We start from the raw sequence: 9,824 nt of genomic DNA on the forward strand, positions 1-9,824 counted from the left end.
TTATGCCAAAACTCAAAAGCCACAGCGGCGCGAAAAAGAGATTCAGAAGGTCGGCATCGGGCAAGTGGACCCATGCCAAGACCGGACGGCGGCATCGCCTGGTGGAGATGTCGTCCAAGCGCGGCAGAAACCTGCGGCGCGGCGCGGTTCACGGTAAAAGCTCCGCGGAAGCGAAAATGCTCAAGGCCTATCTGCCTTACGATTGACGGAGAGTACGGAGAGTTATGAGAATTAAATACAGCGTTCCCCGCAACAAAAGAAAAAAGAAGCTGTTCAGGCTCACCAAGGGCTATTACAGTGATAAAAGCCATCGCCTGAGAATGGCGACGCAGCAGATATCCAAGTCGCTCACCCATGCCTTTACCGACCGCAAGGACAAGAAAGGCAATTTCCGCAGCCTCTGGATAACCCGGCTCAACGCCGCCGTGCGCGAGGAGGGCCTCTCCTATTCGCGCTTTATAAACGGCCTCAAGAAAGCCGGTATCACGCTCAACCGCAAAATGCTCTCCGAGATGGCGATTAAGGACCCCGCCTCCTTCAAGCAGCTTGCGGCGATAGCCGGTGCGGCGCTGAAAACGGCGAAATAGCGTAATCTTCCGCGCGCGTTTCGCCGCAAGGCGGAACGCGCGTTTGAATTTGTAAGGGGAAAAGGCTCTCCCTCCATGACTATGACACGCGACGAATGGGAAAGAGAATGTTCCCGCATAGTAAACGGCTTCTCGGAGGCTGCGGACGCCGCCGGCACGGCGGAGGGGCTGGAAGCCGCCAAGGTCCGTTTCCTGGGCAGAAACGGCGAGTTCACCAATCTTCTTAAAACCCTCAAAGATTTCCCGATTGAAGAGAGAAAATCCCTGGGCCAGCTTGGCAATGCCGCCAAGAACAATTTGACGGCGAAGCTCGAAGGCAGGGAAAAACACCTTGCCGGCGCGGCATTGGAGAGTGAGCTGGGCAAAGTCTCCGCCGATTTGAGTTTGGACGGGTTTCCGTTTCCGCAGGGCCGGCTGCATCCGCTCACGCTCGCCCTGCGCGAGATGACGGGCATCCTCTCCCGCATGGGGTTCGCGTGGGCCGACGGGCCGCATATAGAAAGCGATTTCAACAATTTCGGCGCGCTCAATTTCCCGGAAAATCATCCCGCCCGCGATATGCACGATACCGTGTATGTCAAAAGCGGCGGGGAGCCCCGGCTTTTGCGGACGCATACCTCCCCCGTGCAAATCCGGTATATGGCGGGCAAAACCCCGCCGCTGCGGGTGATGGCGCCCGGCAGGGTTTTCAGGATGGACGCGATAGACGCGGGCCATTCCCCCGTTTTCCACCAGATAGAGGGATTTTATGTGGACAAAACCGCCGGCATGGCGGATTTGAAGGCGACGCTTATCCAGTTCATGGGCGCGCTGTTCGGCGCAAAGGCCGAGGTGCGCTTCCGCCCCAGCTATTTCCCTTTCGTGGAGCCCGGGGTGGAGGTGGATTTGAAATGCGTCTTCTGCGGCGGCAAAACGCAATGCCCGGTCTGCAAATCCACCGGCTGGATTGAAATGCTGGGCGCGGGGGTTATTCACCCCAATGTCCTAAAAGCCGTCAAAATAGACCCGGAGCAGTGGGGCGGGTTTGCCTTCGGCATGGGGGTGGAGCGGCTTGCCATGCTGCGCTACGGCATAAACGACATACGTGTTTTTTATGAAAACGATGTCCGCGTCCTGTCTCAATTCGCGCCATGAAAATACTTTACAGCTGGCTTAAGGATTTCACCGCCCTGCCGGATATTGACCGCACGGCGGAGCTGCTGGCCGCCGCCGGCATTGAAGTTGAAGGGATGGAGAAAACCGGCGCCTGCTTCTCCGGCGTCATAGTGGCCGAGATTATAAAGGTGGACCGCCACCCCAACGCCGACAGGCTTTCGCTGGTGGAGGTTGAAACCGGCTCCGGCAGGAAAACCGTGGTTTGCGGCGCCAAAAATATCGCGCAGGGCCAGAAGGTGCCGCTTGCGCTGGTCGGGGCGAAGCTGCCGGGCGGCGAGCTTAAAAAAAGCAAAATCCGCGGCATAGAGTCCGAGGGAATGCTCTGCGCGCCGGACGAGCTTGGCGCCAAAAACGGCGGGCACGAGGGGATTTTAATTCTGGATTCCGCGCTGCCCCCCGGCTGCGACGCCGCAAGGCTTTTCGGCGAGCCGGACTGTGTTTTTGACGTCAAAATCCTTCCCAACCGCCCGGACCTGCTGTCGCATTACGGCATAGCCCGCGAGCTTGCCGCCTGCCAGGACTTTGCGCTGAAAAAGCCTGCGGCGGAGCTGCCGCAGCCTTCGCTTGCCGCGCCGGAGGTTTCCGTCGCCGCGCCGGATTTGTGCGGGCGTTACGCCGGGCGCGTCATAAAAGGCGCGCGCGCCGCCCAGTCGCCGGAATGGATTAGAAAACGGCTGGAAGCCATAGGCGTCAAGCCGCGCAATATCCTTGTAGACGCCACAAATTACGTGCTGCACGAGCTTGGCTATCCGCTTCACGCCTTTGATTTGAACAAGCTGCCCGGCCCGGTAAATGTCCGGCGCGCCAATTGCGCCGCCAACCCTGCCATCCCCGCCTGCGAGATAAAAACCGGATCCGCCTCCGCCTTGACGGAAAAATTTTCCGCGCTGGATGGCAGCGAGCTTTCGCTTGACGGCGATGCTCTGGTGATAGCCGCGGGGGAAAAAGCCGTCGCGCTTGCCGGAATTATAGGCGGCGCGGAGACGATGGTTTCTGACGGCACGACTGATATTTTTCTTGAAGCCGCATGGTTTGCGCCCGCCGGAATACACAGAACCGCGCGCCGGCTCAACATGCACACCGATTCCTCCAAACGTTTTGAAGGCGGAACCGACCCGGAGGCCGCCGCATTCGCCTCCGACAGGGCGGTGTCGCTTATCATCCAGTGCTGCGGCGGCGCGATATCCGCCATGCGCGACGTCTATCCCGGCAAAACCGCCGCGCCAGACGTGGAATTTACCCCCGCGCAGATTAACGCGATACTGGGTTCCGGCCTGCCGGCAGGGCGCATGGAAAAGCTGCTGCGCCGCCTTCAGCCGGAGCTTTATACGGGTGCGGTCTGGAGATTCCCCGCGCTTTCCTGGCGGCGGGACATTGCAAACCGCTGGGATATCGCCGAGGAAGTCGCCCGGCTGGGCGGCTTTGACTGCATTCCCGACCAGCCGCGCGCGGCCATGGTCTGCGTTTCCGCCCCGCCCGCCGCGCAGGTCCTGTCCGACAAATGGCGCGACATCCTCTGCAACCTGGGGTTTTTTGAAACCTACAGCTACGATTTTATCTCCGGCAAAGAGCTTGCCGCCTTCGGTTTCGCCGCCGCGCGCTGCGCCGGGATTGCCAACCCGATTTCAGAGGAGATGAAATATCTCCGCCCGGACCTGCTCTGCGGCCTGGCCAAAAACCTGGCCTATAACGAGAACCGGGGCGTCCGCTGCGCCGCGTTTTTTGAAATCGCCAAAACCTATGACGGCGATTTGCGCGAGGAACTGACATGCGCCGGGATAATGAGCGGCTCCTGGCCGTCCGAGATTTACTGGGGCGGCGTTAAAAAACTGGATTTTTACCATATCAGGGGCGTGGCCGAAAAGCTGGCCGGCTGCTGCTGCGGCATACGGTTTGAACCGGACGCCGCGCCTCCCGCGTTCCTGCATCCCAAGCTGGCGATGAAAATCATTTGCGGCGCAAAGCCCGCCGGCTATCTGGGCCAGCTTCACCCGCAGGCGGCAAAAGAGATGGATTTGAAAAGCGCGGAAAACTGGGTTTTCTCCGTTTCCGCGGAGGCCGCCGCGAAATGCAGGCCGGGCGCGGAGGGGTTAAAGCCGGTGTCTCAGTTTCCGTCCTCGTGGCGGGACATGTCGGTGCTGGTGGCCGCCGGTGCGGCGGCGGGGGATATCGCAAAAACCGCAAAATCCGCCGGCGCGGGCTTTATCGCCGACGCGAAACTGACCGACGTCTACGAAGGCAAGGGAATGCCGGAGGGCAAAAAAAGCCTGACCCTGCGCCTGACATTTACCCGCATGGACCGCACCCCGTCGGACGCAGAGGTTGATGCCGCCTTTGCCGCCGCGCTTGAGGCGCTTAAAGGCAAATTCTCCGCTGAATTAAGAAGCTGATGCGGGACAAAATACGCAATCTTGAAGCGCTGGTTTCGGACGCCTGTGTCCGCCTGCGCAAAAGCGAGGCGGAAAACAAGGCGCTGCGGCTTGAGGTCAAGGGCCTCTCGCGCGAGCTTGAGAAAATGCAGTCCGGCGCGGCGCAGCTGAGGGAGCTGCGCCTCTGGCGCGACGAGGTGAAGTCCAAACTCAAACGGGTTTGCGCCCGGCTGGACAAAGCCGCCGGAAGGGGAAGCTGATATGCCCAAAGTCGGCGTTACCATAAACAGGATACAGCTGGACAGCGTCTCCGTTGACGGGCTGGAGGAGCTGGAGGTCGGCATTGTCGCCAAAGAGGTGGAGGACCGCATCGCCAGAATCGAAGCCGATACCGGGCATGTGGACACCGTCAAGCTGGCGCTGCTGGCGGCGATGAGTTTTGCCGCGGAACTCTACCAGCTCCGCCAGGAAACCGAATCCAAATCCCGGCTGGGAGAAAAGGACCTGGACAAGGTCATAGACCAGCTTCAGTCCACGCTGTCGCGCTGATGGAACAGGGCATCCCGCTGGCGGCGCGGCTTGCGCCGCGCTCGCTGGACGAGTTTTCCGGGCAGGAGCATATACTGGGCCCCGGCAAAATGCTGCGCCGGCTGACGGAGGCCGACAGGGTGCGCTCCGCCGTTTTTTTCGGCCCGCCGGGCGTGGGCAAAACCGCGCTGGCCCGGCTGATAGCCGCCAGAACCGAATCCGAAGTCCGCGAAATAAACGCCGCCGCCGCCGGCACGGCGGAACTGAAAGAAATCCTAGCCGGGGCGCGCGCCTCCTCCGAAGGGCTGCTGCCGAAAAAGCGAATTCTTGTCATACTGGACGAAATCCATCATTTCAACCGCGCGCAGCAGGATATTTTGCTGCCGTCTGTGGAGCGCGGAGAAATCACGCTTATCGGCCTTACCACCGAAAACCCGTTTTTCTATATCAATAACGCGCTTGTGTCGCGTTTTTCAATCTTTGAGTTCAAGCCGCTGGGGAAGGATGATTTGCTTGCCATACTGGAGCGCGCCGCGCGGGACAAGGAGCGCGGGCTGGGGGAGTTCCACCTTAAAATAGAGCCGGACGCGGCGGAGTTTCTGGCCGCCCAGTCCGGCGGCGACGCGCGCAAGCTGCTCAACGCGCTGGAGCTTGCCGCGCTGACCACCCCTTACGGCAAGGGGGGAAAGCGCGCCATCACGCTTGCCGTCGCCGAGGAATCCATTCAGAAGCGGGCCGTGCGCTACGACCGCTCGTCCGACGAGCATTACGACCATATTTCGGCCTTCATAAAATCCATGCGCGGCTCTGACCCGGACGCGGCGGTTTACTGGCTGGCGAAAATGCTCGCCGCCGGAGAGGACCCGCGCTTTATCGCCCGGCGCATTTTAATCTGCGCCAGCGAGGATGTGGGCAACGCCGACCCGCTGGCTTTTCTGCTGGCGCAGGCCGCCTTCAACGCCGCCGAAGTATTGGGAATGCCGGAGGCGCGCATCCCGCTTTCCCAGGCGGCTGTTTACACCGCCTGCGCCCAGAAATCCAACGCCGCGTATCTGGCGGTGGACGCCGCGCTGGCGGAAGTAAAAACCGGCCCCGCGCGCGAGGTGCCGCTTCACCTGCGCGACGCCAGCCTGGACGGCGAGGCGCGCGGCCACGGCAAAGGCTATCTTTACCCGCACAATTTTCCCGGACATCACGTAAAGCAGGAATATATGCCGAACCATAAAATCTTCTACAACCCCTCCGGCGAGGGCCGCGAAGCCGCAATCGCCGAGCGGCTTAAGAAGTTAAGAAAATGAGCGGATTTTTCCCGGAAGAAAAAGTTTTCACCGTAACCGAAATCAGCGGCGTCATAAAAGACATGCTGGAGGGCGCCATCGGCACGGTAACGGTGGAGGGCGAGATTTCCAACCTCAAAACCGCCGCGTCGGGCCATGTCTATTTTGACCTAAAGGACGGCGGCGCGGTCCTGTCGGCGGTATTTTTCAAAGGCTGGGCCAGAAACGGCGGGGCCGAACTTGCCGAGGGGTTGCAGGTTGAGGCTTTCGGCCAGATAAGCGCGTACGGGCGCCAGAGCAGATACCAGCTTATAGTGCGTCGCGCCAGCCCGAAAACGCAGGGCAAACTGTGCCTTGAATTTGAAAAGCTCAAAAAAAAGCTGGCCGCCGAGGGGCTTTTCGACGAATTCAGAAAACGCCCCATTCCGAAATTCCCCTCGTGCATCGGCATTGTAACATCCGAGCATGGCGCAGCCCTGCGCGATATGCTTTCAATACTGGCGCGGCGCGGGGCGGGGCTGTCGGTCATAATAGCCCCGTCGTTGGTGCAGGGCCCAGGCGCGGGGAAAGACATCGCCCGCGCCATTGCGGACCTGAACCAACTGGTCCCGCTTCCAGACGTGCTGCTGGTCGGAAGGGGCGGCGGCTCCATGGAAGATTTATGGGCGTTTAACGAGGAAATAGTGGCCCGCGCCATCGCCGCGTCCAAAATTCCGGTAATTTCCTGCGTCGGGCATGAAACCGATTTCACCATAGCCGATTTCACGGCGGATTTGCGCGCGCCCACGCCCTCCGCCGCCGCCGAGCTGGTGGTAAAAAACCGGCAGGACGTTCTGGCCCATGTTTCGCAGCTGGAGCGGCGGCTGGGCCAGAGCCTGCGCCTGTTTTATTCCGGCATAAGCGCAAGGTATGGCCGCGCCGCAAGACTGCCCGATTTGATAACCGCGTTCTGGCGAGAGCGCTCTCAGGAAACCGACCGGCTGGCGGAAAAACTGCATTCCGCCATGCGCGCTGCAGCCGACGGCGCAAGCCGCAGGCTGGAACTGGCGGCAGGCAAGCTCTCAACGCTTGCGCCGAAGTCGGTCTTATCGCGCGGCTACGCGATAGTGAGAAAATCCGGCGCAATACTCACCGACGCGGCCCAATCGTCTGCGGGCGACCGCGTGGAAGTGGAATTGCGCAAAGGCAAATTAGATTGCGAGGTTAAGACTGCGATATGACCAAAAAAACCAACGGTTTTGAAGCCAAACTCACCCGGCTTGAACAGATAGTGGAAAAGCTGGAATCCGGCGAGACCGGCCTTGAAGAATCGCTAAAAATGTTTGAGGAAGGCACAACCCTCTCAAACGAACTTTCCGCAAAACTGGAAGAAGTCCGCCTGAAAATAGAAAAACTAACCCGCACCCCCCAAGGCGCAATAAAAACCGAACCATTCGAGCCGGAAACCGATGAACAGCAATAGCGTGTCGTTATGAAAATAAAGGCACGTCTATACCAGCTTGCGGCTCCATAAGCCAAAAACCCAATTTAGGATACTGTCCCCTTTGGTCCCAATAGTATACTGTCCCCGTTGGTCCAAGTGCTTGGTCAACTGCTGATTCCAAAAACGCGGGCCATGTGGCCCTGGCAGATGCACAGAATAAAAGTTAGGCTATTTAAAATTTGCCTTCAGGGAGAAAGCGAAATGACGATTACAATACGAAAAATTGTGATAGCAGTCTTCGCTATTTCATTTATTATCCAAAACAATGCCGTCGCGGGTTCCTCCGTTAAGGCTGAATACGAACAACTAAGCTGGGTCGAGTCTTCATCAAGATATCTTGAATATACACGCTCAAACGCACCCCAAAACTGTCTTCGCGTATATGATTTCAAACAGTTATACGCACAACTTGGATACAATGCTTCGCTTTTTGGCGCAACGGCAGACGAAATTAGCGCGCTCAATGAATATACGGACCAGACGATTGCTACTTCAAACTACAAGGATATAAACAATTATTTGCGGCTCTATCCGGCGGCCTATAATTGGACGACGATTTCTCCAGAACGGGCGGCGAGAATTGTCAGGAATATGGATGGACTTTTCGTGAAAGTGCCGGCTTTGCCGTACAATATGGTAATGTTTCGGGGCATAACCATGAAATTTCATGGAAACAAAAGCTATGAACCCAGCGAAGAGTATATAGACAAGGCCTATGTCTCCACCTCGCTAGATGATGCCGTGGCAAAACATTTCGTGTTAGGCTTAATTCATGATAAAACCGCCCGCCGTGCCATACTTGTTATTTATTCCGGCAGTCCTGGAAATAAAGGAATTCTCATAAATGCGGGCGAATACGAGGTTATACTGCCGCACGGAGCCACATTTAGAGTAATGGACACGCGAACGCTTCATTTCAATCCAGACATGGATTTATGTCTGGTGCAATTGTGCTCTGATTCCTGTGAATCCGACATACCAGCACGCGTCCTGGACTTCTGGCGGAACTACACGCTGTCTCGGAAATAGTGCGAAATCACATTTATAATCTGCAAATTATTCAATCCGGTAGAAATTATTGAGAAGATAACAGCAACAAAAATAGCCTGAAAGTTTCAGTTGGCGTGGGGACCGAGGCGAAAAAGCGCGAAATAATAGACTTGCTCCCGAATAATTTTTTGGGCAAAAATCACGGCTTTTGGCCTGCAACTTCGCGGCCATCGGCTTACACACCCCGCCGGAGTGTGCTCGCCTCTGTCCGCTGCGTTGCAGGCCAAAATCCTGTCTTTTTGCCTCATAAACCTTATTCGGGAGCAAGTCTAATGCCGGACAAAATTATCCGCGCGCGCTTCGCTGCGCGAAAAAATAATTTTGTGAAGGCAGCATAAAGCAGTTTTTCGCAGAATCCCGCAATCCAACTGAAACATTCAGGTTTGCCGGAGCGTGCGGGTGAATTTTTCCACCGCCAGGCTCCAGTGCTGTATTTCAATGCCCAGCTCCCTGCTGATGGCGGCGTTTGACATGGCCGAGAAAAGCGGCCTTTTCGCCGGAAGGTTGAAATCGGCGGTTTTGGCGGGAATGAGGGTTCTTTTCATGTTCATGGCGGCAAGGGCCTTTTCCGCCCACTCGTAGCGAGAGCAGAAGCCGCCGCTGGCCAGATGCCGCAGGCCGAAAATGCCGGAATCAACCGCTTTCAACGTTATCTCCGCGATGTCTTCGGTGTATGTGGGGACGGAAATCTCGTCGTCTGAAATTTTCAATTCGCTTTGCTTTTCGGCCCATTGCCGCAGCTTGAACATGAAATTCTGGCTGCCCCGCCCGAATACCCAGCTGAGCCTTAAAATCAGGTGGCGCGCGCCGCTTTCGCGCACGGCTTCCTCGCCCAGCAGCTTGCCGCGTCCGTAATTATTCAGCGGGTTTGCCGGATCCGTCTCTATATACGGCGCGGCTTTTGCGCCGTCAAACACATAATCCGTGCCGAAATGCACAATCGTTGCGCCGCAGCTTTTGGCGGCGGCGGCCAGGTTTTGCGGCCCCAGCACGTTGGCGCGGAAGGCGTCCTGCGGCGCGGTTTCGGCCTTGTCCACAACGGTGTAGGCCGCGCAGTTGATTATCAGCGACGGCTTGAAGGCGGACACAGCCTCCGCCGTTTTGGCGGCATCGGCTATGTCAAGCGTGTCTATGTCATAAGCGGCGCAGTCCGCGCCGGTTCTTTCAAGACGCGCCAGGAAGGCGGCGCCAAGCTGGCCTTTGGAGCCGGTCAGAAAAACTCTCATGGCAGACAATATCATAAAACAGAGCATTTTCTAATTGAATAATGAGCCTGAAATCTCTCGTCGTGGCTCCGTCGGGATATTTTTTGCCATGCCTCCCGTTTTGATTGATTTTACCGTGTCTTTTTCCTCCGCTTCGCGCAGAATTCTGT

The 9,824-nt window shown here is 57.6% G+C and carries 11 protein-coding genes; 10 read left to right on the plus strand and 1 reads right to left on the minus strand.

What is annotated here, in order from left to right:
* Positions 1-2: 2 nt before the first annotated feature.
* The 10 genes from rpmI (at position 3) to WC421_07250 (ending at position 8,428) form a co-directional block, all read left to right on the plus strand.
* Positions 3-206, plus strand: a complete 204-nt coding sequence (rpmI, locus tag WC421_07205; protein MFA5162018.1) for a 50S ribosomal protein L35 — start codon at positions 3-5, stop codon at positions 204-206.
* A gap of 18 nt (positions 207-224) precedes the next feature.
* Positions 225-587: a 50S ribosomal protein L20 gene (rplT, locus tag WC421_07210; protein ID MFA5162019.1), complete on the plus strand. Its 363-nt coding sequence runs from the start codon at positions 225-227 to the stop codon at positions 585-587.
* A 75-nt stretch (positions 588-662) separates the two neighbouring features.
* Complete coding sequence (gene pheS / locus WC421_07215) at positions 663-1,721, plus strand: phenylalanine--tRNA ligase subunit alpha (protein ID MFA5162020.1); 1,059 nt, start codon at positions 663-665, stop codon at positions 1,719-1,721.
* Positions 1,718-4,132 (plus strand): phenylalanine--tRNA ligase subunit beta, encoded by a 2,415-nt coding sequence (gene pheT / locus WC421_07220; protein ID MFA5162021.1) that lies wholly within the window; start codon positions 1,718-1,720, stop codon positions 4,130-4,132. The genes pheS and pheT overlap by 4 nt, the downstream gene beginning before the upstream one ends.
* A complete protein-coding gene (locus WC421_07225; GenBank protein ID MFA5162022.1) occupies positions 4,132-4,371 on the plus strand; it encodes a hypothetical protein in 240 nt (79 codons plus the stop codon). Before pheT ends, WC421_07225 begins: the two co-directional genes overlap by 1 nt.
* 1 nt (position 4,372) lies before the next feature.
* On the plus strand, positions 4,373-4,660 hold the full coding sequence (locus WC421_07230; protein MFA5162023.1) for a cell division protein ZapA: 288 nt from the start codon (positions 4,373-4,375) through the stop codon (positions 4,658-4,660).
* The gene (locus WC421_07235; protein MFA5162024.1) at positions 4,660-5,937 is read left to right on the plus strand and encodes a replication-associated recombination protein A; all 1,278 of its coding nucleotides are present in this window, start codon (positions 4,660-4,662) and stop codon (positions 5,935-5,937) included. The genes WC421_07230 and WC421_07235 overlap by 1 nt, the downstream gene beginning before the upstream one ends.
* Positions 5,934-7,136: an exodeoxyribonuclease VII large subunit gene (xseA, locus tag WC421_07240; protein ID MFA5162025.1), complete on the plus strand. Its 1,203-nt coding sequence runs from the start codon at positions 5,934-5,936 to the stop codon at positions 7,134-7,136. The genes WC421_07235 and xseA overlap by 4 nt, the downstream gene beginning before the upstream one ends.
* A complete protein-coding gene (locus WC421_07245; GenBank protein MFA5162026.1) occupies positions 7,133-7,378 on the plus strand; it encodes an exodeoxyribonuclease VII small subunit in 246 nt (81 codons plus the stop codon). The genes xseA and WC421_07245 overlap by 4 nt, the downstream gene beginning before the upstream one ends.
* A gap of 222 nt (positions 7,379-7,600) precedes the next feature.
* Positions 7,601-8,428, plus strand: coding sequence for an ADP-ribosyltransferase (locus tag WC421_07250; GenBank protein ID MFA5162027.1), 828 nt, complete (start codon positions 7,601-7,603; stop codon positions 8,426-8,428).
* A 398-nt stretch (positions 8,429-8,826) separates the two neighbouring features.
* On the opposite strand, the gene rfbD is transcribed toward WC421_07250, so the two are convergent.
* Positions 8,827-9,675 (minus strand): dTDP-4-dehydrorhamnose reductase, encoded by an 849-nt coding sequence (gene rfbD, locus WC421_07255; protein ID MFA5162028.1) that lies wholly within the window; start codon positions 9,673-9,675, stop codon positions 8,827-8,829.
* Positions 9,676-9,824: the final 149 nt, after the last annotated feature.

It is taken from the genome of Elusimicrobiales bacterium, assembly GCA_041651175.1.
Lineage (GTDB): Bacteria > Elusimicrobiota > Elusimicrobia > Elusimicrobiales > Elusimicrobiaceae > JAQTYB01.

Coding starts and splice junctions, on each gene's coding strand:
- pheS (MFA5162020.1), top strand. CDS start 663: ATGACTATGACACGCGACGAATGGGAAAGAGAATGTTCCCGCATAGTA.
- xseA (MFA5162025.1), top strand. CDS start 5,934: ATGAGCGGATTTTTCCCGGAAGAAAAAGTTTTCACCGTAACCGAAATC.
- WC421_07250 (MFA5162027.1), top strand. CDS start 7,601: ATGACGATTACAATACGAAAAATTGTGATAGCAGTCTTCGCTATTTCA.
- rpmI (MFA5162018.1), top strand. CDS start 3: ATGCCAAAACTCAAAAGCCACAGCGGCGCGAAAAAGAGATTCAGAAGG.
- rfbD (MFA5162028.1), bottom strand. CDS start 9,675: ATGAGAGTTTTTCTGACCGGCTCCAAAGGCCAGCTTGGCGCCGCCTTC.
- WC421_07225 (MFA5162022.1), top strand. CDS start 4,132: ATGCGGGACAAAATACGCAATCTTGAAGCGCTGGTTTCGGACGCCTGT.
- pheT (MFA5162021.1), top strand. CDS start 1,718: ATGAAAATACTTTACAGCTGGCTTAAGGATTTCACCGCCCTGCCGGAT.
- rplT (MFA5162019.1), top strand. CDS start 225: ATGAGAATTAAATACAGCGTTCCCCGCAACAAAAGAAAAAAGAAGCTG.
- WC421_07235 (MFA5162024.1), top strand. CDS start 4,660: ATGGAACAGGGCATCCCGCTGGCGGCGCGGCTTGCGCCGCGCTCGCTG.
- WC421_07230 (MFA5162023.1), top strand. CDS start 4,373: ATGCCCAAAGTCGGCGTTACCATAAACAGGATACAGCTGGACAGCGTC.
- WC421_07245 (MFA5162026.1), top strand. CDS start 7,133: ATGACCAAAAAAACCAACGGTTTTGAAGCCAAACTCACCCGGCTTGAA.